Genomic DNA, 21885 nt, shown 5'->3' with positions numbered 1-21885 from the left:
ATCGCGGCGGCCGGCGGCACGTCGGCCGGGCTGTCCGGGGCGCAGTGGATCGAGGCGGTGCGCGAGCAGACGGCGTCGCCGGCTGCGGCCAACCTCGTCAACGAGCTGGGGGCCGACGCATTCCAGGTGGAGGATGAGGAGAAGCTGCCCCGCTACATCGGTGGAGTGCTGGCCCGCCTGCAGGAGGTGTGGGTCGGAAGGCAGATCGCCGAGGTGAAGTCGAAGCTGCAGCGGATGTCACCGGTCGACCACAGCGATGACTACCACGCGCTGTTCGGGGATCTGGTGGCGATGGAGGCCTACCGCCGCAGCCTGCTGGAACAGGCCAGCGGTGACGACCTCACTGCGTGAAAGCCGTCGGCACGCTATGGTGAATCCGCTGTACGACCATGTCCGAGGAAGGCAAGCCGTGACCAGGATCTCCAAGCAGGTTCGACGTTCGATCGCCGCCGGTGCCTTCGCCGTGGCCGCCATCGCCGCACCGTTCGCCGCGTCGGCGCTGAGCGCCGCTCCGGCCCAGGACCTCGCCGGCCCGGCCTGCCTGGCGTGGTTCGGTAACAAGGAGGACGGCAACTGCCTGTCCTACTCCAACGGCAACGGCATCAACGTCGGCACGCCCCAGGTCGCGTTCGGCGAGAACGGCCTGGGAATCTCCACCGGTCCGCTGCTGCCCGGCCGGACGATCACTCAGGGCGTCAACTAGCGCGTTCTGCGCTGCTGCTCCGCCGGTTGCGGCGTGAGCACATCGGTCTCCGAGTCGATCGGGGTCAACGTCACCATCTGCGGATCGGGAGATACCCGGTCGGCCACCTTGCGCCGTCCGGCGTCGATCACGGCCTTGGCGGCCGGGCTGCTGGTCACCGCACGATAGGTCCCGGAGATCTGCTCGTAGCGGCGACGGCCGGCCTTCGAACCCAACACGTAGCCCACCGCCAGCACGGCGACATACCCGATCACAAAGCCCCTCCCGCAAGACGGTTCGTTGGTTCCATCCTGCCTCAAGTGGCCCACCTCGCGCTGACCCGGGAGCGCATTGGCGGGGTGCTCCGTGCGTACGCTAGAGTCATCCCTCGATCCGCGGACAACGATCGCGGACAGGCAGTCCCCTGTAGCTCAATTGGCAGAGCATTCGGCTGTTAACCGAAGGGTTGCTGGTTCGAGTCCAGCCGGGGGAGCCACCTCTTTGACCGTCGCACCGCTCATCCACCCGCGGCGGGTGCAGCCCAGACCACATTGAAGGTCCCTGTGGCTCTGCTGCCGGACCCCTGTCATGGCGGGGTTCCCGACCCCTGGCGTGGTTACGCTTTTTCCACACAGTCGATGGGGCGGACAGAACGAGGTTCTGCAACGGCGCCGACCCTGCGTCCATCGGTGAACCGATCGAGGAGAGGACGCGACATGCCGTTCAAAGCCAGGTTGGTGGCCGCGCTGATAGGGGCGGCGGCGTTGTTGGGCGCCGTCGGTGTGGACGTGGCGCAGGCGGGCACGTACCCGAAGGACGGCACCTATCACGTCGGCGGCGAGGGGGCGACAGCCGAACCGAAGCCGGACCCCACATCGCTGGAGACCGCATCGTTCTCACCGAACATGGACGACATGCCGGAGTTCTGCACCATTCCTTGGAGCACCGGCGGATGCGGGTGACACGGCCGGGTAGCCCGGCCGCCACACCTCAGGTACGGGCGGCCAGCAGCTTGTCGAGCTTGCCGAGCTGGGCCTTGTAGCCCCACTTCATGCCGAAGGCCGCCATCTTGGCCTTGGCGCCGATCTGGGTGATCGTGACGTGCAGTCGCACGGTGGTCGTCCCGTCGCGCTCCTCGAGGGTGATGTCGTTGGTGTGGTGGATGGTCGAGGTGTCCTCCTCGCCCTCGGTCCAGGACCGGGCGTCGTAGGACAACGCCGACGGCTCCTCGATGCGGGTGAAGGTGCCCGTCATGGGCCACCGGGTGCCCTGGTACTTGCCCATCTCCTCGCCGGCCTCCATCACCACGTGGATGCGGCCGCCGACGCGCAGATCCATCTCGCACTCGGGCACGAAGGTCTTCTCGGGACCCCACCACTGCCGCAGCATCTCCGGACGCGTCCAGGCGTCCCACACGACACCGACGGGGGCGCGGTAGTCGCGTTCGAGGTCGAGTTCCTTCGTCTTCTTCAACAGGCCGAACATGGTGGTCCTTTCGTCAGTGCTCGTGAGGGTCGTCGGTGATGGCTTCGAGGAACCTGCCCAACGAGTCGAGCCGGATGTTCCACAGCCGTTCGAACGACTCGACCCAGCGGCCGATCTCGGCGAACGGCTCCGCCTCGAGGTGGTAGATGCGTTGCCGGGCAAGCGCTTCCCCGGCGACGATCCCCGCTTCACCGAGCACCCGGAGGTGCTTGCTGGCCTGCGGCTGGCGGATGTCGAGCGTCTCGGCGATCTCGCCGACCGACAGGGGGCCGGCGCGCAACAACTCGACGATCCGTAGCCGGCTCGGCTCGGCAAGTGCCCCGAAGATCGTCGCCTGCACGAACTCAACGTAGGACGAAGGACGTATTCCTGTCAAGGAATACGTCTATGCACGCCAATGTGACCGGCGTGTGTGGTCGAGAATCGGTCCGGCGGCTACGGCACTCCCGGGCCTGTCGGCTTCTTGCCCTGCTGCTGGCGCGCGGCCTGGGCAAGCGCGTTGACGAGCGGGTTCGCCGCGAGCATCTGGCGGCGTTCCTCGTCGGACATCTCGTAGAACGCCCACACGCCCCACGCCGCCGGACGCACGTACAGCGTCACCGGCCTGCGCTGGCTCTGGAACACCGCCGGCACCGGGACGACGCGATCCAGCACAGCAGCGCTGGCCATCTCCTCGGCGAGCTTGTCCCGGTCGGCCGACTCGTCGAGTTCGTAGAGCAACGACTGGCCGCCGGCCTTGGGCGGGCCTTGCAGCGCGAGGAACCACGCCATCGGGTACTCCTTCTCTGTCGAGATGTTTCGTCACGACGCAGCGTAGGAGATCGGGCCCGCTGATCGTGAACTCCGTAAGCTCGCGGCATGCGGGTGACCGGAGCGACCGTTGCCGTGCTGGGCGGGTGTCTGCTCGCCGCCGGCTGCGGGTGGAGCCCGCCGAGCGCCCCGCCGCCCAAGCCCGACACCTGTGCGCCGACCGACGGCCCGGGCGCTGCCACCGTCCAGCGCGAGATCGTCACCCTCGCCCCCCGGGCCCGGGCGCGACGTGGACCGAGACGGGCAGCGGTCACGCGACGAACTGCCGGCTGTACTGGGTGCAGCTGAAGGGGCCCGGCAGCGCGCCCGACGTTCCGGCGCAGGTGTTGTTCTTCGACCGGCAGACCCCGCTGGGGCCCGCCACCCCCGAACCCCGGCCCTACGTCGCCGTCGTGAACTCGGGCGACGAGTTCGTCACCGTGCAGTACCTGTGGCGGCAGGGCGCCGATGCGCCGTGCTGCCCGACCGGAATCGGCACCGTACGGTTCCGGGTGGGCGACGGCGGCACGCTCGAGGCGGTCGACCCGATCCCGAACTCCTAGGCGGGTCCGGCGGTCATCAGCTCCTCGGGATCCATCATCGCCGCATAGCGGAGCTGCTCGGGGATCCCGAAGCCGTCCACCAGCGTCTCGGCGTAGGGCCGCAGCGTGCGGCACCGTTCGTTGATCCCGCGGGTGACCGCCTTGGCGCGTTCGGTCGACAGGAAGCGGTGCTCGATGAACCAGGCCTTGTCGTCCTCGATCACCGACAACGCGTAGAGGTCGCAGACCATACCGAGGATGCGGCGCGCCTCTTCGTCCTCGCACGCGTCGATGCCTGCGACGAACGCCTCGAGCACGATGCGGTCGATGTGGGCCTGCGCGGTGTGCAGCACGTGATCCTGCACCGAGTTGAACGCGTCGAACGCCGACATCTCCTTGGACTTCGACTGCAGCCGGCGGGCCACCGACGACAGCAGGTACTCCTCGCGGTCCTCGAACATCTGCACCTGGGTGCCGCGGTTGAACAGGCTGCCCTCTTCCTCGTTGTCCTGGCGCGTGTCGAGGATGGTCTGCATGATCGTCTCGGCCGCTGTGCGCTTCATCACCCGGGTGCCGACGGTGTTGGCGGCGAAGCGCACCCATCCGACCGGGCTCATGCTCTTGACGTCGTCGGCGTAGGCGGTCAGCAGTTCCTTGGCCACCAGTTGCGTCAGCACGTGGTTGTCACCCTCGAACGTGGTGAACACGTCGATGTCACCGCGCAACCCGATGAGCCGGTTCTCCGCCAGATACCCTGCGCCGCCGCAGGCTTCCCGGGCCTCCTGGATGGCCCGGCTGGCATGCCAGGTGTTGGACGCCTTCAGGCCCGCGGCCCTGGCCTCGAGCTCACGCTGCTCCTCGGCGTCGGGGTTGTCCGAGCTCTGCAGTTCGTGGCACTTGGCCACCAGTTCGTTCTGCGCGAACTGCAGCGCGTACGACCTCGCGATCAGCGGGAACAACCGGCGCTGGTGCACCAGGTAGTCCATGATGAGCACCTCTTTGTCGTCGCCGGGCGCCTCGAACTGCCTGCGCTGCAACGCATACCGGGTGGCGATGTCGAGTGCCACCCGCGCGGCCGCGGCACCGCTGCCACCCACCGTGACCCGCCCGCGGATCAGGGTGCCGAGCATCGTGAAGAAGCGGCGGTTGGGGTTGTCGATCGGCGACGAGTATGTGCCGTCCTCACTGACGTCGCCGTACTGGTTGAGCAGGTTCACCCGCGGTACGCGGACGTTGTCGAACACGATCCGGCCGTTGTCGACGCCGGGCAGGCCGCCCTTGTAGTCGCAGTCGGAGGTGGTCACCCCGGGCAGGTCGTTGCCGTCCTCGTCGCGGATCGGTACCAGCACGCAGTGCACGCCGTGGTGGACCGGATCGCCGTTCTCGTGGGTGATCAGCTGGGCGAAAACCGCTGCCATCCGGGCGGTCTGAGCCGCACCGCCGATGTAGTCCTTGCGCGCCGTCGGGGTGGGGGAGTTGACCACGAATTCCTGGGTGGAGGGGTCGTAGGTGGCGGTCGTCTCGAGCGACTGGACGTCGCTGCCGTGCCCGGTCTCGGTCATCGCGAAACAGCCGAGCAGTTCGCAGGAGATGATCTTGGGCACGTACTCCTCGTGGTGCCGTTCGGTGCCGAGGTTCTCCACGGCGCCGCCGAACAGGCCCCACTGCACGCCGGCCTTCACCATGAGTGACAGGTCCGACATCGCCAGCATCTCGATCTGGGTGATGGCGGCGCCGACGTCACCGTTGCCGCCGTGCTCCTTCTTGAACCCGTCCTCGGCCGCACCCTTCGCGGCCATGATCCGCAACTGCTCGGCCACCTTGGTGCGGGCGATCACGGTGTTGGGCGTGTAGTGCGGTTTGAAGATCTCCGTGGAGAGCTCCTCGCGCATTTGGTTCTTGACGTCGCGCCAGCGGCCGTCGAGCGAGTTGCGTAGATGCTCCGCAGTGGTGGTCATACCTGACGGTAACCCGTGGTCCGCGCGGGGAAACTGTGATGTGCGAAACCCAGGCTTACCTTGCTGGATACCGGGCACGGGCCGGGGTTGAATCGTGGGATGACCCAGCCTCAGTCGGCGTCACCCGGACCCGCACCATGGCGGCCGCACGACTTCGACCACCGGCACGGCGACGTCAGCGGCGGCTGGCTGCGCGCCGCCACGTTCGGCGCGATGGACGGCCTGGTGAGCAACACCGCGCTGATCGCAGGCGTCGGTGCTGCCGCGCACGCCCCGGCCGTGGTGCTCAGCGGGATGGCGGGCCTGGTCGCCGGCGCGTTCTCGATGGCGCTCGGTGAGTACACCTCGGTGCGGACGGCCAACGAGCAGATCGAGGCCGAGGTACGGGTGGAGAAGCGGGCGTTCCGCAGGCACCCGCAGGCCGAGCGGGCCGAGTTGACCGACATGCTGGTGACCATGGGGATGACGCCACAGACGGCCGACGCCGCGTCCGCGGAGATCCACCGCGACGAGAACCGGGCGATCAACTTCCATCTGGTGCAGGAACTCGGCGTCGACCCCAGGGAGAAGCCGTCACCCTATGTGGCAGCCCTCTCGTCGTTCTTCATGTTCGCGATCGGCGCGGTGGTGCCGCTGATCCCGTTCCTGTTGGGCTTCGAATCGCTTTGGGCCGGACTGGCTCTGGGCGGCGCTGGGCTGTTCCTGGCCGGCGGCGCCGCCGCCCGTTTCACCGGCAAGCCGGTCTGGTTCGCCTCGTCGCGGCAGTTCGTGCTCGGCGCGGTGGCGATCGCGGCCACCTATGCCGTCGGTTCGCTCATCGGCACGGTGGTCTGATCGTCGATGCTGCGTCGCCTCGCCGTCGCCGGCGTGCTGCTGCTCGGTGGGTGCAGCGCGGCCCCGCCGCCCGACGCACCGTCGGCATGGACCTACCTCGGTGGGTCGGAGGTGCACTCCGGCTTCTCGTTCGCGGGAACCGTCGTGGGTGGTCTCTCGGGCATCACCTACGACTCCGGCCGGGGGGTCTACTACGTCATCAGCGACGACCGCTCGGCGAAGAACCCGGCCAGGTTCTACACGGTGCGTATCCCGCTCTCCAACAACGGCTCCGACGAGGTGCAGTGGGTGTCGTCCACGGTGCTCAGGGATGCCGGCGGCGCACCGTTCGCCCCACTCGACGCCGAAGCGCGGCCCCCGGTGATCCCGCCCGACCCCGAGGGCATCGCCTTCGACGCGCGGCGCCAGCAGCTGTTCTGGACCAGTGAGGGTGCCCGTGACATCGAGAACGCATCGCGCCCACTGCTGTTGGATCCTTGGGTGCGGCTGGCCGGCCTCGACGGCGGCTACCGCGGGCACTACCCGTTGCCGCCCGGGCTGGCGATGTCGGCGCAGCCGTCGGGCCCGCGTGCGAACGCGACGCTGGAAGGCCTCACGCTCACCCCCGACGGCACGGCCCTGTTCGCCGGCATGGAGGGGCCGGTCTTCGCCGACGGCGAACCGCCGACCGCGTCGCACGGGGCGCTCACGCGAATCACCCGCTACGACACGGCAACCGGCGAGCCGACCGCGCAGTACGCCTACCCGGTCGACCCCGTCACCGCGGGCCGTGACGGCGACAACGGGCTGTCCGACCTCGTCGCCCTCGACGCCGACACGTTCCTGGTGGTGGAACGCGGCTACGGCGACAGGGTTTCCGCGCGTATCTACCGGGCGAGCACGGCGGGCGCCGACGACATCCTCGGGAAATCCTCGCTGGGCGCCGATCCTCCGGTCGCGGCGATGACGAAGGAACTCGTCGTCGACCTGACGGCGGCACCGGGTATCGGGCACCTCGACAATGTCGAGGGAATCACGCTCGGCCCCATGCTCTCCGACGGCCGCCAGAGCGTGGTGCTGGTCACCGACGACAACTTCTCGCCGCGTCAGGTGACGCAGTTCCACGTCTTCGCGATGTGAACCTTCGGTCAGTCGGTGGTCTTGCGGGCGGGCGCGGCCGCGTCGGCGAGCAGGCGGCGCAACACCACGACGGCGTCGGCCAGCGTCTCCCGCTCCGACTCCTCGAGCCGTTCGAGATACGGGTCGAAGGCGGCCCCGCGGTCGGCACGCACCTGCTTGAGGGTCTGCACGCCCGCCGGGGTGATGCGGATCAGCACCGCGCGCGCATCGCCGGGGTCGACGGTGCGTGTCACCAAGCCGGCGTCCTCGAGGCGGCGCACCTGCGTCGTCATCGTGGGCTGTGAGCAGTGGTCGAGTGCGGCCAGATCGGAGATACGGGCCTCGCCCTGGTCTTCGATCATGGACAGCAGCCGCCCCTGTGCGACGGGCAGCGGCAGCCGCACCCGCTGCGTGGCGAGCCGGTTGATCCGGGCGACGACGGACAGCAGGTCGGAGCCCAGCGTCGGCCCGACCGACTCGTGTGCGGAGCCGGTCTGCTCACGGGGGGCGCCGACGTCCTCGGTGGCGGGAGGCGGAGTCATGGGCCCATGATACATAGGATCACTATGTAGGTGGCGTAATGTGCTGTCTCACACGCCGCCACCTGCCGGGGAAGGACCGCCCGGGCCCGACTGGCAGAATCGTGAGATGACCGTGACCCAGCCGCCGAGGCAGCCTCGACGCGCCGGATCGCTGCAACCCGGAGATCTCGCCCAGGCCGCCGTGATGGCGGCGCTGTGCGCGGCCACCGCCATCATCGCCGTCGTGGTGCCCTTCGCCGCGGCACTGTCGCTGCTCGGCAGCGTGCCGATGGGCGTGCTCGCCTACCGTTACCGGCTCCGGGTGCTGGTCACGGCCACCGTCGCGGGTGGGCTGATCGCCTTCCTGATCGCCGGGATGGGCGGGATGATGACCGTCATCGACTGCGCCTACATCGGCGGTCTGACGGGGATCATCAAGCGTCGCGGCCGCGGCACCCCCACGGTGATCGTCGCCGGACTCGCCGCAGGCGCCGTGTTCGGCGCGGCGTCCGTCCTGGCGCTGACCGTGCTGTCGCGGCTGCGCAACCTGATATTCGACACGATGACCGCCAACATCAACGGGCTGGCCGCGATCATCGCGCGCATCCCCGACTTCTGGGGTCTGGTGCCCGAGACCCAGCCGGCCGCCGACGCGCTCAAGCGCGGATTCGCCACGGCGCTGCAGTACTGGCAGTTCCTGATCGGCGGCTTCGGCGTGCTCAGCATCCTGTTCGTCACGCTGGTCGGCTGGTGGGCGCTGTCGAAGGTGATCGACCGCCTGATGGGTGTGCCCGACGTGCACAAGCTCGAGGCCGGCGGCGAGGGCGGCCCGGTCGCGCCGGTGCCGGCCCGGCTGACCGACGTGCGCTTCCGGTACCCGGGCGCCGATCACGACGCGCTGGGCCCGGTGTCACTGACGGTCGAGCCCGGCGAGCACCTCGCCATCACCGGGGCCAACGGATCGGGCAAGACCACGCTGATGCTGGTCCTCGCCGGCCGTGAGCCCACCGGCGGCACCGTGGACCGGCCGGGCGCGGTGGGCCTGGGTCGGCCGGGCGGGACCGCGGTGATCATGCAGCATCCGGAGAGCCAGATCCTGGGCACCAGGGTGGCCGACGACGTGGTGTTCGGCCTGCCGCCCGGAACGACCACCGACGTCGAGCGGCTGCTGGCCGAGGTGGGCCTCGACGGCCTCGCCGAGCGCGACACAGGCGGCCTGTCCGGCGGCGAACTGCAGCGACTGGCCGTCGCGGCGGCGCTGGCCCGCGAGCCGAGGCTGCTCATCGCCGACGAGGTCACCAGCATGGTCGACCAGCAGGGCCGGGAGTCGCTGCTCGCGGTGCTGTCCGGGCTGACCGGTCGCCACGAGATGTCGCTGGTGCACATCACGCACTACAACGACGAAGCGGATTCGGCCGATCGCGTCGTCAACCTGACCGGCAACGGCGGCGATGCGGACAACATGCCCATGGTGGAGACGGCCGAGGCGCCACCGCCGTCGGCGGACATCGGCCACCGCGACGGCGCCCCCGTGCTGGAGCTGATCGACGTCGGTCACGAGTACGGCAGCGGAACGCCATGGGCGTCCACGGCGCTGCGCGACGTCAACGTGGCCGTGCACGAGGGCGACGGCATGCTCATCCACGGGCTGAACGGCTCGGGCAAGTCCACCCTCGCCTGGATCATGGCCGGGCTGACGGTCCCGACCACCGGGCAGGCGTTGCTCGACGGCGAACCGGTGTCCGAGCACGTCGGGGCGGTGGCGTTCTCGTTCCAGTCCGCGCGGCTACAGCTGCTGCGCAGTCAGGTCGACGCCGAGATCGCCACGGCGGCAGGGTTCTCCCCGCGCGATCACGATCGTGTGCACCGTGCACTTGCCGCCGTCGGCCTCGATCCCGCGCTGGCCGCCCGGCGTATCGACCAGCTCAGCGGCGGCCAGGCCCGCCGGGTGGTGCTCGCCGGGCTGCTCGCCCGGTCGCCCCGTGCGCTCATCCTCGACGAGCCGCTGGCCGGGCTGGACGCCGCCAGTGCCCGCGGTCTGCTGAGGTTGCTCGTCGACCTGCGCCGCAACAACGGCCTGACCGTGGTGGTGATCTCGCACGACTTCTCGGGACTCGAGGAGCTGTGCCCGCGCACACTCAACCTGCAGGACGGCGCGCTCGCGCCGGCGCCGACGACCGCGGGCGGTGTGTCGTGACCGCACCGAATCGCAAGCAGCGCAGACCGGTCGTCCTGCTCCGCCCCGTGCCGGGCAATTCGGTCATCCACGACCTGTGGGCGGGCACCAAGCTGCTCGTGGTCGCCGCCATCGGGTTGCTGCTCACCTTCTATCCGGGCTGGGCGCCGATCGCGGCGGTCGGCGTACTCGTCGTCGCGGGGGCGAAACTGGCCCGGGTGCCGCGCGGGGCGCTGCCGTCGATTCCGTACTGGCTGTGGATCCTGCTGTTCTTCGGGGGGCTGACCGCCACTTTCGCCGGCGGCAGCCCGGTGATCGACCTCGGGTCGGTGGACGTCGGGCTCGGCGGGCTCTTCAACTTCCTGCGGATCACCGCGCTGTCGATCGTGCTGCTCGGCCTCGGGGCGATGGTGTCGTGGACCACCAATGTCGCCGACATCGCGCCCGCGGTCGCGACGCTCGGGCGGCCGCTTCGGGTGCTGCGTGTGCCGGTCGACGACTGGGCGGTCGCGATCGCGATGTCACTGCGGGCGTTCCCGATGCTGATCGACGAGTTCCGCATCCTGTACGCGGCGCGCCGCCTGCGGCCCCGCCAGCAGCTGCCCACCCGGCGGGCACGCCGGCGGCGCTGGCTCATCGAGGTGATCGACCTGCTGGCGGCCACCATCACCGTCGCGCTGCGGCGTGCCGACGAGATGGGCGACGCGATCACCGCCCGCGGCGGGGCGGGACAGATCTCGGCCGCGCCGTCGCGGCCCGCACGTCGCGACGCGATCGCGTTCGCGGTGGTGCTCGTCGTGTGCGGGGCGGCGCTGGCACTCGAACTCACGGTGCTCGGCAGCAGCAGCTACAAGGCGTCCTGACCCGGCTCAGCGACGGGCTGCGGCGTTGGCCGCGGCCTGGGCGTCGGCCAGGCTGTGCGCGACATCGGCACGGCCCAGGAACATCTCGTCGAAGTACGGCTTGATCGCCTGGTAGCCCGCGGCGAAGCCGTCGCCGCCGGGCGCCGGGATCCGCGGGCCGCGCAGCACCCGGAAGAACGGCGAGACGTCGACCCCGCGTGAGCGCCAGTGGTTGAAGTACACCGGTTGCGCGGCCAGCACGGCGGGTATCGCCGCACCTCGCGCGCCGAGGAACTCGTTACCCCGCTTGCTGCCCATCCAGGCCAGCACCTGCCGAACCGCCTCCGGATGCTCGGTCGCCGAATTGCCCGCAGCCGCAATCCCGTTGGTCACACTGACGCGGCCCTTCGGCCCCTCGGGCAGCATCACCACACCCCAGGGGAAGCGGGCCTGCTCGGCGATGGCGGCCAGGTTGTAGGTGCCGGACTGGAACATCGCCATCCGACCCTGCAGGAACTGGTTGCGGGAGAAATCGCCGTTGTCGTTGGTGTCCGACGCGGGCGGCGCCACGTGGTCGTCGTTGATCAAGCCGACCAGGTACTCGAATGCCTCCACCGCCTGCGGGTTGTAGAAGGCGAAGCGGTCACCGACGGTGAACACGCCGCCGGCCGAGCCGATGTAGTTCAGGTAGATGCCCTGCAGGTCGTTGGCGGCGTTGTAACCCCACTGCCGGATGCGGCCCGGGTCGAAACCGGGTGTGCCGGCACGACGGCCACGATCGTCGACGGTCAGGCGGCTCAGCAGCGCGCGCAGCGTGTCGTCCGGTCCGGGGGACCAGCGCATGGTCACCAGATCGATCAGCTCGACGCCTGCCGCGGCGACGAGGTCGGCGTTGAAGAACACTGCGATCCCGCCGTCGGTCAGCTGCGGCACCCCCCACAGGGTGTCACCGCGGGTGAACTGGTTGACCACCGACGGCTCCCAGGAGCGCACCGCGCGCGGGCCCAGCGCTTCGCCGATGTCGACGAGCCTGCCACTGTCCGCGTACTCGGCGAAGTAGGCGTTGGACAGCCAGAAGATGTCGGCCGCACCGCCGCCGGCCACGTCGGTGCGCAACGTGTCGAAGTACGTCGAGTACGCGACCACGTCCACCTGTACGTCGATGTCGCGATGTTCGCGTCCGAACTCGGCGAACGACTCGCGATAGGCCGCGGCCACCCGGTCGTCCCAGACCCGCACGGTGACCACGGTGCGGCCGTCGGTTCCGGTGGCCCGGCCGAGCAGCATCGCGGCCACCAGCAGCAGCGCCATCACTGCGGCCAGCCCGGCGACGGCGAGCGTCGAGATGCGCGGCCTCACTTGATCCCCGTCACCACGAGCGAGCGGGTGATGTGCCGCGACAGCGCCACGAAGAGCACGATCAGCGGAACGATCGCGACCGTCGTCGCCGCCATCACCAGCGTCCACTGCGCGTCGTAGCGGGTCTGCAGCGCGGCCGTCGCGACGGTGATCACCCGCCACTTCTCGCCGCTGGTGATCACCAGCGGCCACAGGAAGTTGTTCCACTGCGACACCACGGTGATCAGGCCGAGCGTCACCAGGATCGGCCGGCTGGCCGGCACCACCACGTGCACGATGATGTCGAGAGTGTGGGCGCCGTCCAGCCGTGCGGCGTTGATCAGGTCGGCCGGGATGGCGCGGAAGTGCTCGCGCAGCAGGAAGATGGCGTAGGGCGAACCGAACATGAACGGCAGCACCAGCGCCCAGAAGGTGTTGCGCAGCCCGGCCTCGGCCATCATCAGGTAGAGCGGCACCACCGTGGCCGTCGCAGGCACCATCAGCGTGGCGACGTACACCCAGAACAGCGCGTCACGGCCCGGGAAGTCCAGTCGCGCGAACGCGTACGCGGCCAGCACCGAGAAGCTGAGCTGGCCGAGCAGGATCACCGCCGTGGACAGCGCGGTCACCACGATGGCGCGACCGAATCCGGCGTCGCCCAGGCTCAGATAGTTCTGCAGCGTCGGCGGCGTGGGCAGTGACAGCGGCGCCTCGGTGTTGAACTGCTCCGCCGAGGTGAACGACGTCATCAGGCCGAGCACGAACGGCGTCAGGGTGATCAGGGCGCCGAGGGCCAGGGCGGGATAGATGACCACCCCCGAGGCGGCGCGGCTACGCGAGGTCATAGGTGATCCGCCGGCGGAAGTACTGCTGCTGGACCAGCGTGACGCCGATCAGCACCACGAAGAGCACCACGGCCATCACGGCGGCGCGGCCGACCGCTGCGGCGCCGAACGCCTCGGCGTAGATGCGGTGGGCCACCAGGTCGGTGCGGCCCTGCGGGCCACCCCCGGTGAGCGCATACACCGTGTCGAAAACCTGCGCAGCGCTGATGATCCCGGTGACAAGCACGAAGAACGTGGTCGGCCGCAGCATCGGCAGGGTGATGTGGCGGAAGCGCTGCCAGCCGCCGGCGCCGTCGGTGCGGGCGGCGTTGTGCACGTCGGTCGGGATGTTCGAGATGCCGGCGAGGAAGAACAACGTCACGTAGCCGACGTTCGTCCAGACCGTCACCGCCGACACCACGGGCAGCGCCAGGCCGGGATCGGTGAGCCACTCGATGTTGCGGCCCAACGCGGTGCTGACCGCGCCGTCGGTCGGCGCCAGGATCCAGCGCCAGAGCACGGCGATCGCCAGCGGCGAACAGATCCACGGCAGCACGTAGAGCGTCCGGAAGAAGCCGGTGCCGGGCAGGCCGCGCGACAGCACCGCGGCGGCCAGTAAGCCGAGCAGGGTCTGCGCGGGCACCACGATCGCGATGAACAGCGCGGTGACCACCAGCGACGTGGCGAACGAGGCATCGGTCAGCACCGCGCCCCAATTACTCAGTCCGACAAACTCGATCGGGCCCAGCAGATCCCACCGGTACAGGCTGAGCCACAGCACCACCAGCATGGGCAGCAGCAGGAAGGTGAGCACGCCGAACAGGCTGGGTGCGAGCAGGGTGTAGCCCAGCGCCGCCGTCCGCACCCGCCGGCTCTGGACCCCGGGTCGCTCCGCTCCTGCCCGCCGGTACGCCACCGAGCCATTAAAGCGGGCCGATGACACCGCCACTACGGTAGATGCCGTGACAGCGCCCCGACACGTCGATGCCGACTTCCTGTCGCTGCCCCGCCATCAGCTCGCCGACGCCGCACTGTCGGCCGCGGTGGCGGCCGGAGCCGACCACGCCGACCTGCGGATACACCGCATCACCACCGAGCTGGTGCAACTGCGCGACGGCGAGCTGGAGTCCGCCGTCGTGGACCGGGAGATCGGCCTGGCCGTGCGGGTGATCGTCGACGGCACGTGGGGCTTCGCCTCCCACGCCGAACTCGATCCCGCGGTCGCTGCCGACACCGCCCGCCGGGCCGTCGCGGTTGCGCGCACGCTCGCGCCGCTCAACGCCGACCGCGTCGAGCTTGCAGCCGAACCCGTCTACCGCGATGTGAGCTGGGTGTCGGACTACCGGATCGATCCCTTCGCGGTGCCGCTGGCCGACAAGATCGGTGTGCTCGACGAGTATTCCGGCCGCTTGCTGGCCGCGGACGGCGTCGACCACGCGTCGGCCCACCTGTACGCCGCCAAGGAGCAGACCTTCTACGCCGACACCTACGGATCGTCGATCACCCAGCAGCGGGTCCGGGTGCAGTCGTCGCTCGACGCGGTCACCGTCGACGCGTCGGCCGGCGGGTTCGACACGATGCGCACCCTGGCCCCGCCGACCGGCCGCGGCTGGGAGGCGGTCGCCGGGGACGAGATCTGGGACTGGACCGGAGAGCTCGCGCAGCTGCCGTCCCTGCTGGCGGAGAAGGCGAAGGCGCCGAGCGTCACGGCCGGGCCGACCGATCTGGTGATCGACCCGAGCAACCTGTGGCTGACGATCCACGAGTCGATCGGCCACGCCACCGAGTACGACCGGGCGATCGGTTACGAAGCGGCCTACGCGGGCACGTCCTTCGCGACGCCCGACAAGCTCGGCGTCATGCGGTACGGGTCGCCGGTGATGAACGTGACCGCCGACCGCACCGTCGCCCACGGGCTGGCCACCATCGGTTACGACGACGAGGGTGTGCAGGCGCAGAGCTGGGACCTGGTGCGCGACGGCGTCTTCGTCGGATACCAGCTCGACCGCGTGTTCGCCCCGCGGTTGGGCGTGGACCGGTCGAACGGCTGCTCGTACGCGGATTCGCCGCACCATGTGCCGATTCAGCGGATGGCCAACGTCTCGCTGGCGCCCGCGGCGGAGGACGTCGGCACCGAGGAACTCATCGGCCGGGTCGCCGACGGCATCTACATCGTCGGTGACAAGAGCTGGTCGATCGACATGCAGCGGTACAACTTCCAGTTCACCGGGCAGCGGTTCTTCCGCATCCGCGACGGCCGCCTCGACGGCCAATTGCGCGACGTCGCCTACCAGTCGACGACCACCGACTTCTGGGGCTCGCTGGAAGCCGTGGGCGGGCCGTCCACGTGGCGGCTCGGCGGGGCGTTCAACTGCGGCAAGGCGCAGCCCGGGCAGGTCGCCGCGGTCAGTCACGGCTGCCCGTCGGCGCTGTTCCGGGGTGTCAATGTGCTGAACACCCGGGACGAGGCCTCTCGATGATCAGTCCGCAGCAGGTGGTGGACACGGTGCTCGCGACCGCGGCGCAGCGCGGACGGGCCGACGAGACGATGGTGCTGGTGACGGACCGCTCCGACACGGCACTGCGGTGGGCGGGCAACTCGATGACCACCAACGGTGACAGCACCAGCCGTCGCATCACCGTCATTTCGATTGTCCGGCAGGGCAACCGGGCCCATGTCGGCTCGGTGAGTTCCAGCGAGGTGGACCCGGCGGCGATTCCGGCGCTGGTCGCCGCCTCCCAGGACGCCGCGGCGTCGGCGCCCGAGGCGCGAGACAGCGCCCCACCGCTGCCAGGGGGCGAGCAGCCGGGGGACTGGGACACCCCGGTGCCGGAGACGGGCGCAGAGGTGTTCGCCGGGGTGGCGGGCACGCTGGCGCGCGGGTTCCGGGGCGCCGACCAGCTGTACGGTTATGCCCGCCACATCGTCGAGACGACGTTCGTCGCGACGTCGACGGGGCTGCGCAGGCGCTACACGCAGCCGACGGGATCGGTGGAGATCAACGCCAAACGAGGCACCGCCAGCGCCTGGGCGGGGACGGGTACGCCCGACTTCGTCAACGTGACAACCGATTCCCTGCTCGAAGAGGTGGATCTCCGGTTGGGCTGGGCCGATCGCACCGTCGAGCTGCCCGCCGGGCGGTACGAGACGATCATGCCGCCGTCGACCGTCGCCGACATGATGATCTACCTGGGCTGGACGATGGACGGACGTGGCGCGCAGGAGGGTCGAACCGCACTGTCCGCGCCCGGTGGGGGAACCCGGTTGGGGGAGAGGCTCACCGATCTGCCGCTCACGCTGTACTCGGACCCGTCGGCGCCGGGCCTGGCGTGCACACCGTTCGTGGCGGTCGGCAGTTCCTCGGAGCGGATGTCGGTCTTCGACAACGGGATGGAGATCGACCGGGTGGACTGGATCCGCGACGGCACGGTCAGCGCGCTCGCCTACCCGCGGGCGGCGGCCGCCGAGTTCGGGGCGCCGGTCGCCGTGCCGGCGGGCAATCTGCTGATGACCGGTGGCGACACCGACCTGGCCGACATGATCGCCGGCACCGAACGAGGGCTGCTGCTCACCACGCTGTGGTACATGCGTGAGGTGGATCCGACCGTGCTGCTGCTGACGGGCCTCACCCGCGACGGCGTGTACCTGATCGAGGACGGCGAGGTGACCGCGGCCGTCAACAACTTCCGATTCAACGAGAGCCCGCTGGACCTGTTGCGGCGGGCCACCGAGGCCGGGGTCAGCGAGGTGACGCTGCCGCGCGAATGGGGTGACTGGGCGACGAGGGCGGCCATGCCGACCCTGCGAATTCCCGACTTCCACATGTCGTCGGTCAGTCAGGCGCAATAATTCGACGATGCAGGACGGTGAGCTCTTCGGGGTGTTGGGTCGTCTGGTCGGTCTGTCGTCGGGGGATCTGCGTCTCGACGCCGTGATCCGCCTGACGTGCGGCCGGGCGCTGAAGCTCAAACCGCTGCCATGCCAGGTCGATCTGTTCGACGGCAAATCCGAATGCGAGTCGGTGGTGGCGGCGTTCGCGGAGCAGTTCGCGACCGACGTGTCGGGGATCGGCGACGGTCAGCGCAAGATGCTGCTGTCGGCAGCGGGGGACCGCGCCCTGCGCATCGTGACGGCGACCTTCATCGCCGACTTCCTGCCGAGGGTGTGGGCGGGGTTCGAGGCGCTGGGCATGGGCAGACCCGGCAACGGACCCGAGGTGGCGTGGGACCCCGACACCGACCCGGCGCAGGTGCTGCTCGCGGAGTTCGTGCCGGCGGTGGCGCGGCTGCGCAAGCTCGATCCGGTGACGACGGAGGTGGTGCGGTTGCGCGGGGCGACGCAGCACAACTGTCGGCTGTGCAAGTCGTTGCGCGAGGAGAAGGCGCTCGACGCCGGCGGGTCGGAGGAGCTGTACGGCGACATCGAGCGCTACGAGTCCTCTTCGCGGCTCACCAATCGGCACAAGGCGGCGCTGCGCTATGTCGACGCGCTGCTGTGGACACCGTCGGACATCGATGCACAGGTGGCCCGTGGGGTGCGCAAGAACTTCTCCGAGTCCGAGGCGGCCGAGCTCACCCTCGATGTGATGCGCAATGCGGCCAACAAGATCGCCGTCGCACTGGGCGCCGATGCGGCGCGCGTCGAATCGGGCACGGAGCGGTACCTGGTCGACGAAGATGGTCAGACGGTGTTCGCCTGAAGGCCGGCACGGGAGGGTGGTCACATGAGCTCCGAACACGCGACAGAGCAGGTGGCGCTGGAGCAGATCCAGGAGGGCGACACGATCCTGGACACCGGCTCAGGCAATTGGATCACCATCGTCAGCACGGACAGTGGCACGACGACTGTCCCGCATCCGGGCGCTCCGGACACCGCCGAGGACTACCGCATCTATCACGGCGACCACGGCGAGGTGATCGATTCCCGGACGCTGCAGGGTCTGGTCAGTCGCCAGGTGAGGGAGTGATCGGCCGGTAGGCGAGCGGGATACCACCGCGTCGCCCGGGATGGGTGCAGGCGCTACTGTCGAGGTCGCCATGACAGGGGGCGGTAGCTCAGTCGGTTAGAGCCGCGGACTCATAATCCGTAGGTCGCGGGTTCGAGCCCCGCCCGCCCCACCAGATCTCGATCTCGGCTTCGTCACTTCGCGGCGGGCACGGCACGGCCCAGAGTGGAGATCCGGGTGTACGTCGCACTGGACCGGATGAGGACCCGGCTCTCGGCGTCGAGCACCGCGCACTCCGCACTGAGAAGGGTGCGACCGTTGTGGACCATCTCGGCTTCCGCGCGCAGCGGACCTCCGTGCGGCTGCCGGTAGTACCGGACGTGCATGTCCGTCGTCACGGTGATCTCGGACGAATAGTCGTAGCAGCCGACGAGGCAGGTCGCGCAGGCGGCGTCTGCCAGTGTCGCGAGCATTCCTCCGTGCACACTGCCGTCGAAGAAGCCGCGCACCTCCTCGGTCAGCGGCATCGAGACGACGGCGTGGCCCGGTTTGTGCTCGACGACGGTCATCTGCAGCTGCTTGTGCACAGGAGAACGGTGCAGTTGTTCGTCATCGAAAGCGATCATGTGGTCACTGCCTCACTACACCGGAGTGAACTCGAGGTGCACTTCTTTGAGGCGCCGGAACAGGAAGGTGCGGTCCCACTCGAGCCGACGATCACCCGGAGGACCGTGGTGGGCTTCGGAGAGCCGGATGTCGGCCATCCTGTCGAGCATCCGTGCCAGGCTCACCCGTACTTCGGCGCGTGCGATCGGGGCGCCAGGGCAGGTGTGGACACCGCGGCCGAATGCGATGTGGTGCAGTATGTTCGGGCGGTCGAGGCGGAATTCGTCGGGATCGTCGAACCGTTGTGGATCACGATTGGCCGCACCGTTCATCACGAGGACGCTGGTGCCGGCCGGCACATCGACGTCGCCGATTCTGGTGGGGCGCCGCGCCATGCGGAAGTTCGACTTGATCGGGCTCTCGAACCGCAGCATCTCCTCGATGAAGGGGGAGATCTTCGAGTGGTCCGCACGCAGCTGGTCTTGGAGGTCCGGTCGTTCCGCCAGCATCAGCACCGCGAGACTCAGCAGGTCGATCGTCGTGCCGTGACCGGCGGCGTACATGAACGTGGCAACGCGGGCCACGTCTATCGCGTCCGGCGTCGAACCGTCCGGATACTTCGCCGAGGCGAGCTCGGTGAGGACATCGTCGCGCGGTTCTCGCCGCCGGGCCTCGACGTACTCGACGAACCACTCCTCCTTCACGCCGACGAAGCCGCTGCGTTCCCCTTCGAGTCTGCTGGCTGTGGCTGCGCGGCGGAAGCGCTCACGATCGGCCTCGGGGACACCGAGCAGGTCGGTGATCGCGTCGAGCGTGAACGGGAAGTTGTAGTCGAGGACGATTTCGCAGCTGCCGTTCGCGGCGAAGCTGTCGATCTGCTCGTCGGCGAGACGCCACAGGAAGTCCTCGTTGTTCTTGAGCCGCTTCGGCGTGAACAACCGGCTCAACAACGACCGGTGCGCAGTGTGGCGGGGCGGATCGAAGGTGATGAAGTAATCGCCGAATGTGATCCGCCCGCGGTGCTTTTCGATCACGTCCGAGATGTCGTCACTGTGTGGTTCGACCGGAATCCCCGACCACGGGCCACTGACGATGTTGCAGACGGACAGGGCCTTCTCGGTGTCGCGTTGCACCGCGACGGCCTCGTCGTAACCCGACACCATCACCACACCGTGGGCCGGTTCGCGCCACACCGGGCAGCGCCGGATCGCGTCGTAGTACTCGTACGGGTCGTCGACGAGCGACTTGTCCGTGAAGAAGTCGCGGTTCTCCGGTCCGCTCACTTCGCCTCCATCGCGTTGCAAGACGCCCTGTGTTCGCTGGGGTTACAGACGGCTGGCGTTCCGCGGTTCCGCCAGGCCGGCCTCGTTCACCTCGGCGTACAGGTCATTGGTGCGCTCCTGTTCTGCCGCAAGCTTTTCAAGGGCTGTCACTGCGCGCCTTAGCAGTTCGTAGGATTCCTCGACCGAAACCTTCCAGTCGTTGATGCTCGGTATCAAGCCCATCCGGATTCCCTCCATCGCGACGCGAGACATCCCGCCGTCGTCTGACCAGCGTTTGCTGATAGCGTACGCCCGCAACTCGCGAATGACCCCGGCTTGCGACGAGCACATGCACCGCTCTTCGCCAATTCAAATGATGAGTCGGAGGCGCGTCGATGCCGTCCTCTGTCCCGGCGTCACGTCGTCACATCGCGCTCGACGTATCCGTAGACGCCGCACGCAGCCAGCAGCGCGCCGGTGAGCAGGAGGGCGGCGCCGCCCGCCCACTCAGGCGGTGCCGCGGGTACAGCGCTGACGTGGGCCCACGGCGACAGGTCGGCAACCCATTTCGGTGCGTTCAGTGCCGGCGCGATCGCATTGATCAGGAATCCGCCCACGATCGGCAGTGCGCCGATCGCGCCGGTGGCCGACGGGAGCCAGCCGATGCCCACGGCTCCGGCTCCCGCCGCGAGCAGGGCCACGGGGAGGGAATTCGTTGCACCCGCAAGGGAATCGGCGAGCCGCAACGGGGCGCCGGTGATCTTGGCGCCGCCCCACATGGCGACCGCGGCCGAGCAGTGCAGGAACACCACCCCACCGGCCGTGACCGCGAGTTCGGTGGACACCGGCCGAACGCGCGAGACCGGCTGGGCGAGGAGCAGCGTCCATCGACCGGCCTTCTCGTCGGTGACCATCGTCGCCATGCGCAGGGCGGCGTAGAGGCCGGTGGGGACGGGGAGCATGCTGAACAGCGGCGCACTGAAGGCGTTCACCGAGTCGAGGCCGGTCACTCCCGCGGCTGCGGCGAGCTCTTCGAACCGTGGGTTCGTCTGGAAGTACTGCAGGACCGAGGTGAGCATCGCGCCTGCCATCAGGAATCCCGCGGCGATGCCCGCCGCCCAGCCGAGCGTCGTCCGCGCGGTGCGGCGGATCGCGAATCCGTGGATGCTGTGCAGCAACCGGGTTCGCGGAGGGCGGTCGTCCGATACCGGCACGATGCCCGCGCCCAGGTCGCGGTGGCGCGCCGCGATGACGGCCGCGCCGCCCAGCGCGATCGGGAACAATCCCATCACCGCCAGCGGGATCATTCGGTTCTCGGCGTACGGCGCGGAGCGTGCCGCCAAGCCGAACGGTGTCGCCCAGGCCAACCATGCCAGTCGAGGTGAGCTGTCGGCGATCATCCGCAGCGCCAGGCCGGCGCCGATGGCCCCGACCGTCAGTCCCGTGGCGGCGGATCGACTCGGCATCACCTGTGCGGCGAGTAGACCTGTGGTCGCAGAAGTCAGAGCGACGCCCGTGATCCCGGCGGCGTGGATCACCGCCCCGACCGGGGCGGTGCGGCCCGCCAGCAGGCCCGCTGCGACGGCGCCGCCGATCATCGTCGAGGATCCGGCGAGGGCGATCAGGTGACGGATGACCACGTCGGCCACCCCCAGCCGTCCACCGAGGAGGAGATTCCACCGACCCGCATCCTCTTCGCCGCGGGTTTCACGGGTGGCGGCGAGGCCGCTCCAGATGCTCGCCAGAGCCAGGGCGGCGGTGCCGGTGCGCCACACGGTGAAGCCGCCGGGGTCGTCGAGTGCGACCGGAGGCCCCAGCAGGACCCGTTCGATGGGGTTCCCGGCGAGGTCCTGGAAACCCGCCTCGTCCAGTGACCTGCGGATCGCCTCGTATTGGCCGGCAAACAGGGCCGACACAGCTCCGCAGGTCATGGCGGCCGCGGCGGCGCCGCGGCGAAGCCGGCGCATCGCGAGCCGGCGCAC

At 69.3% G+C, this 21885-nt stretch carries 23 protein-coding genes, 2 tRNA genes and 2 pseudogenes; 14 read left to right on the top strand and 13 right to left on the bottom strand.

Annotated features, from left to right (window positions below; all coding sequences use genetic code 11):
- A pseudogene (locus tag Q2100_RS18720) lies at positions 1-351 on the top strand (DNA primase); the annotation flags it as partial.
- A gap of 16 nt (positions 352-367) precedes the next feature.
- Positions 368-703, top strand: a complete 336-nt coding sequence (locus tag Q2100_RS18715; RefSeq protein WP_407667653.1) for a DUF7155 family protein — start codon at positions 368-370, stop codon at positions 701-703.
- Here the strand turns inward: Q2100_RS18715 and Q2100_RS18710 are convergent.
- Positions 700-957: a hypothetical protein gene (locus Q2100_RS18710; protein ID WP_264012702.1), complete on the bottom strand. Its 258-nt coding sequence runs from the start codon at positions 955-957 to the stop codon at positions 700-702. The genes Q2100_RS18715 and Q2100_RS18710 overlap by 4 nt on opposite strands.
- Positions 958-1102: 145 nt before the next feature.
- On the opposite strand from Q2100_RS18710, the gene Q2100_RS18705 reads away from it, so the two are divergent.
- Together Q2100_RS18705 and Q2100_RS18700 are read left to right on the top strand one after the other, a co-directional pair.
- Positions 1103-1178: transfer RNA gene (locus tag Q2100_RS18705), tRNA-Asn, on the top strand.
- 220 nt (positions 1179-1398) lie between these two features.
- Positions 1399-1644: a hypothetical protein gene (locus Q2100_RS18700; RefSeq protein ID WP_264012703.1), complete on the top strand. Its 246-nt coding sequence runs from the start codon at positions 1399-1401 to the stop codon at positions 1642-1644.
- Positions 1645-1672: 28 nt separating this feature from the next.
- Here the strand turns inward: Q2100_RS18700 and Q2100_RS18695 are convergent, their stop codons facing one another.
- The 3 genes from Q2100_RS18695 to Q2100_RS18685 form a co-directional block, all read right to left on the bottom strand.
- Positions 1673-2167 carry an SRPBCC family protein gene (locus tag Q2100_RS18695; RefSeq protein ID WP_264012704.1) on the bottom strand — a complete coding sequence of 165 codons (495 nt, stop codon included), beginning with the start codon at positions 2165-2167 and terminating at the stop codon, positions 1673-1675.
- Positions 2168-2180: 13 nt separating this feature from the next.
- Complete coding sequence (locus Q2100_RS18690; RefSeq protein ID WP_302915258.1) at positions 2181-2507, bottom strand: ArsR/SmtB family transcription factor; 327 nt, start codon at positions 2505-2507, stop codon at positions 2181-2183.
- 95 nt (positions 2508-2602) lie between these two features.
- Positions 2603-2938 (bottom strand): hypothetical protein, encoded by a 336-nt coding sequence (locus tag Q2100_RS18685; RefSeq protein WP_264012706.1) that lies wholly within the window; start codon positions 2936-2938, stop codon positions 2603-2605.
- Between the two features lie 87 nt (positions 2939-3025).
- Here Q2100_RS18685 and Q2100_RS18680 point away from each other — a divergent pair.
- A pseudogene (locus Q2100_RS18680) lies at positions 3026-3519 on the top strand (LppP/LprE family lipoprotein).
- On the opposite strand, the gene Q2100_RS18675 reads toward Q2100_RS18680, so the two are convergent.
- Positions 3516-5456 (bottom strand): acyl-CoA dehydrogenase family protein, encoded by a 1941-nt coding sequence (locus Q2100_RS18675; protein ID WP_302915257.1) that lies wholly within the window; start codon positions 5454-5456, stop codon positions 3516-3518. The pseudogene Q2100_RS18680 and the gene Q2100_RS18675 overlap by 4 nt on opposite strands.
- A 99-nt stretch (positions 5457-5555) precedes the next feature.
- Between Q2100_RS18675 and Q2100_RS18670 the strand changes: the two genes are divergently transcribed.
- Together Q2100_RS18670 and Q2100_RS18665 are read left to right on the top strand one after the other, a co-directional pair.
- Entirely contained in the window at positions 5556-6290 is a 735-nt protein-coding gene (locus Q2100_RS18670) for a VIT1/CCC1 transporter family protein (protein WP_302915256.1), read from the top strand.
- Positions 6291-6296: 6 nt separating this feature from the next.
- Positions 6297-7409 carry an esterase-like activity of phytase family protein gene (locus Q2100_RS18665; RefSeq protein ID WP_302915255.1) on the top strand — a complete coding sequence of 371 codons (1113 nt, stop codon included), beginning with the start codon at positions 6297-6299 and terminating at the stop codon, positions 7407-7409.
- 8 nt (positions 7410-7417) lie between these two features.
- Here Q2100_RS18665 and Q2100_RS18660 read toward each other — a convergent pair whose 3' ends face one another.
- Entirely contained in the window at positions 7418-7930 is a 513-nt protein-coding gene (locus tag Q2100_RS18660) for a MarR family winged helix-turn-helix transcriptional regulator (RefSeq protein ID WP_302915254.1), read from the bottom strand.
- 106 nt (positions 7931-8036) lie between these two features.
- Between Q2100_RS18660 and Q2100_RS18655 the strand changes: the two genes are divergently transcribed.
- Positions 8037-10106 carry an ABC transporter ATP-binding protein gene (locus tag Q2100_RS18655; RefSeq protein ID WP_302915253.1) on the top strand — a complete coding sequence of 690 codons (2070 nt, stop codon included), beginning with the start codon at positions 8037-8039 and terminating at the stop codon, positions 10104-10106.
- Positions 10103-10948 (top strand): CbiQ family ECF transporter T component, encoded by an 846-nt coding sequence (locus Q2100_RS18650; protein WP_264012712.1) that lies wholly within the window; start codon positions 10103-10105, stop codon positions 10946-10948. Before Q2100_RS18655 ends, Q2100_RS18650 begins: the two co-directional genes overlap by 4 nt.
- Positions 10949-10954: 6 nt before the next feature.
- On the opposite strand, the gene Q2100_RS18645 is transcribed toward Q2100_RS18650, so the two are convergent.
- Genes Q2100_RS18645 through Q2100_RS18635 form a run of 3 tightly spaced genes read right to left on the bottom strand, consistent with a single transcriptional unit; the run spans position 10955 to position 13954 of the window.
- The gene (locus Q2100_RS18645; RefSeq protein WP_302915261.1) at positions 10955-12238 is read right to left on the bottom strand and encodes an ABC transporter substrate-binding protein; all 1284 of its coding nucleotides are present in this window, start codon (positions 12236-12238) and stop codon (positions 10955-10957) included.
- Positions 12239-12282: 44 nt separating this feature from the next.
- The gene (locus Q2100_RS18640; protein WP_302915252.1) at positions 12283-13110 is read right to left on the bottom strand and encodes a carbohydrate ABC transporter permease; all 828 of its coding nucleotides are present in this window, start codon (positions 13108-13110) and stop codon (positions 12283-12285) included.
- Positions 13097-13954: a carbohydrate ABC transporter permease gene (locus Q2100_RS18635; protein ID WP_302915260.1), complete on the bottom strand. Its 858-nt coding sequence runs from the start codon at positions 13952-13954 to the stop codon at positions 13097-13099. The genes Q2100_RS18640 and Q2100_RS18635 overlap by 14 nt, the downstream gene beginning before the upstream one ends.
- A gap of 97 nt (positions 13955-14051) precedes the next feature.
- Between Q2100_RS18635 and Q2100_RS18630 the strand changes: the two genes are divergently transcribed.
- From Q2100_RS18630 to Q2100_RS18610, 5 genes are all read left to right on the top strand, one after another.
- Positions 14052-15569, top strand: a complete 1518-nt coding sequence (locus Q2100_RS18630) for a TldD/PmbA family protein (RefSeq protein WP_302915251.1) — start codon at positions 14052-14054, stop codon at positions 15567-15569.
- Positions 15566-16939 carry a TldD/PmbA family protein gene (locus Q2100_RS18625; RefSeq protein ID WP_302915250.1) on the top strand — a complete coding sequence of 458 codons (1374 nt, stop codon included), beginning with the start codon at positions 15566-15568 and terminating at the stop codon, positions 16937-16939. Before Q2100_RS18630 ends, Q2100_RS18625 begins: the two co-directional genes overlap by 4 nt.
- 7 nt (positions 16940-16946) lie before the next feature.
- Entirely contained in the window at positions 16947-17789 is an 843-nt protein-coding gene (locus Q2100_RS18620; RefSeq protein WP_264012717.1) for a carboxymuconolactone decarboxylase family protein, read from the top strand.
- 24 nt (positions 17790-17813) lie between these two features.
- A complete protein-coding gene (locus Q2100_RS18615) occupies positions 17814-18056 on the top strand; it encodes a hypothetical protein (protein ID WP_302915249.1) in 243 nt (80 codons plus the stop codon).
- A 77-nt stretch (positions 18057-18133) separates the two neighbouring features.
- Positions 18134-18210: transfer RNA gene (locus Q2100_RS18610), tRNA-Ile, on the top strand.
- Positions 18211-18229: 19 nt separating this feature from the next.
- Here the strand turns inward: Q2100_RS18610 and Q2100_RS18605 are convergent.
- The 4 genes from Q2100_RS18605 to Q2100_RS18590 all read right to left on the bottom strand — a co-directional run.
- Positions 18230-18661, bottom strand: coding sequence for a PaaI family thioesterase (locus tag Q2100_RS18605; protein ID WP_302915248.1), 432 nt, complete (start codon positions 18659-18661; stop codon positions 18230-18232).
- Between the two features lie 15 nt (positions 18662-18676).
- Positions 18677-19924 carry a cytochrome P450 gene (locus tag Q2100_RS18600; protein ID WP_302915247.1) on the bottom strand — a complete coding sequence of 416 codons (1248 nt, stop codon included), beginning with the start codon at positions 19922-19924 and terminating at the stop codon, positions 18677-18679.
- 42 nt (positions 19925-19966) lie between these two features.
- Complete coding sequence (locus tag Q2100_RS18595; protein WP_264012721.1) at positions 19967-20254, bottom strand: hypothetical protein; 288 nt, start codon at positions 20252-20254, stop codon at positions 19967-19969.
- A gap of 65 nt (positions 20255-20319) precedes the next feature.
- The coding region (locus Q2100_RS18590) for an ABC transporter permease (RefSeq protein ID WP_302915246.1) at positions 20320-21885 on the bottom strand (1566 nt) is incomplete at its 5' end.

Source organism: Mycolicibacterium arseniciresistens (genome assembly GCF_030519285.1).
GTDB lineage: Bacteria > Actinomycetota > Actinomycetes > Mycobacteriales > Mycobacteriaceae > Mycobacterium > Mycobacterium arseniciresistens.
The sequence above is the reverse complement of the archived record's forward strand: the minus strand, read 5'-3'. Positions and strand labels throughout refer to the sequence as shown.

Excerpts from the sequence above, each read along its gene's own strand:
- Q2100_RS18715 (WP_407667653.1), top strand. The coding sequence starts at position 368 with ATGGTGAATCCGCTGTACGACCATGTCCGAGGAAGGCAAGCCGTGACC.
- Q2100_RS18700 (WP_264012703.1), top strand. The coding sequence starts at position 1,399 with ATGCCGTTCAAAGCCAGGTTGGTGGCCGCGCTGATAGGGGCGGCGGCG.
- Q2100_RS18695 (WP_264012704.1), bottom strand. The coding sequence starts at position 2,167 with ATGTTCGGCCTGTTGAAGAAGACGAAGGAACTCGACCTCGAACGCGAC.
- Q2100_RS18685 (WP_264012706.1), bottom strand. The coding sequence starts at position 2,938 with ATGGCGTGGTTCCTCGCGCTGCAAGGCCCGCCCAAGGCCGGCGGCCAG.
- Q2100_RS18675 (WP_302915257.1), bottom strand. The coding sequence starts at position 5,456 with ATGACCACCACTGCGGAGCATCTACGCAACTCGCTCGACGGCCGCTGG.
- Q2100_RS18670 (WP_302915256.1), top strand. The coding sequence starts at position 5,556 with ATGACCCAGCCTCAGTCGGCGTCACCCGGACCCGCACCATGGCGGCCG.
- Q2100_RS18665 (WP_302915255.1), top strand. The coding sequence starts at position 6,297 with ATGCTGCGTCGCCTCGCCGTCGCCGGCGTGCTGCTGCTCGGTGGGTGC.
- Q2100_RS18660 (WP_302915254.1), bottom strand. The coding sequence starts at position 7,930 with ATGACTCCGCCTCCCGCCACCGAGGACGTCGGCGCCCCCCGTGAGCAG.
- Q2100_RS18655 (WP_302915253.1), top strand. The coding sequence starts at position 8,037 with ATGACCGTGACCCAGCCGCCGAGGCAGCCTCGACGCGCCGGATCGCTG.
- Q2100_RS18645 (WP_302915261.1), bottom strand. The coding sequence starts at position 12,238 with ATGGCGCTGCTGCTGGTGGCCGCGATGCTGCTCGGCCGGGCCACCGGA.
- Q2100_RS18640 (WP_302915252.1), bottom strand. The coding sequence starts at position 13,110 with ATGACCTCGCGTAGCCGCGCCGCCTCGGGGGTGGTCATCTATCCCGCC.
- Q2100_RS18625 (WP_302915250.1), top strand. The coding sequence starts at position 15,566 with ATGATCAGTCCGCAGCAGGTGGTGGACACGGTGCTCGCGACCGCGGCG.
- Q2100_RS18620 (WP_264012717.1), top strand. The coding sequence starts at position 16,947 with ATGCAGGACGGTGAGCTCTTCGGGGTGTTGGGTCGTCTGGTCGGTCTG.
- Q2100_RS18615 (WP_302915249.1), top strand. The coding sequence starts at position 17,814 with ATGAGCTCCGAACACGCGACAGAGCAGGTGGCGCTGGAGCAGATCCAG.
- Q2100_RS18605 (WP_302915248.1), bottom strand. The coding sequence starts at position 18,661 with ATGATCGCTTTCGATGACGAACAACTGCACCGTTCTCCTGTGCACAAG.
- Q2100_RS18595 (WP_264012721.1), bottom strand. The coding sequence starts at position 20,254 with ATGTGCTCGTCGCAAGCCGGGGTCATTCGCGAGTTGCGGGCGTACGCT.